The 554-nt window shown below is 74.4% G+C and carries 1 protein-coding gene; it reads right to left on the reverse strand.

What is annotated here, in order from left to right:
* A partial coding sequence (locus C5708_RS19300; RefSeq protein ID WP_242923631.1) for an OmpH family outer membrane protein occupies window positions 1–440 on the reverse strand: 440 nt, incomplete at its 3' end.
* Window positions 441–554 lie beyond the last annotated feature (114 nt).

The raw sequence follows: 554 nt of genomic DNA on the forward strand, positions 1-554 counted from the left end.
GCCAGCTTGGCGTCCAGCCCCTGCACCACCGCCGCCGTCAGGTCCCCGGCCATGTTGCCGCCCAGCACCGTGCCCCGGTCGATCAGCAGCCCGCAGCCACGCGCCTTGTACACCGCCGCGATCACCGGCTGCGCCTCCGTCGCGATCCGCCCCAGCGCCTTCACCCGCGTCGCCTCGATCTCCCGGCTGCGCTGGTCCGCCTTCTGCTGCAACGCCGTCAGCCGCGTCCCCAGCGCCTGCTCGCGCTGCTGGAACTCCGCCGGCTTCAGGCTCGCCTTCTGCGCCGCCAGCGCCTTGGCGTCCGCCTGGATCGGACCGCGCTCGCCGTCAACCTCCGCCTGCGCCTGGTCCGCCAGCTGCTTCAGCCGCGCCGACGCCGCCACACCCGCCTTGGCGTTGGCCAGCACCGCCTGCTGCGACAACAGGCAGACACCCGCCACCGCCGGGCCGCCCAGCTCCGTCTGCCCAGCACCCGCAGGCTCCGCCGCCCACGCGCCCACGCTCGCCCCACTCATCGCCAACACCGCGCACGCCGCGACCTTCAACCGGTTCAT

The organism is Caulobacter sp. CCUG 60055, from assembly GCF_022750545.1.
In the GTDB taxonomy this organism is placed as follows: Bacteria; Pseudomonadota; Alphaproteobacteria; order Caulobacterales; family Caulobacteraceae; genus PUIC01.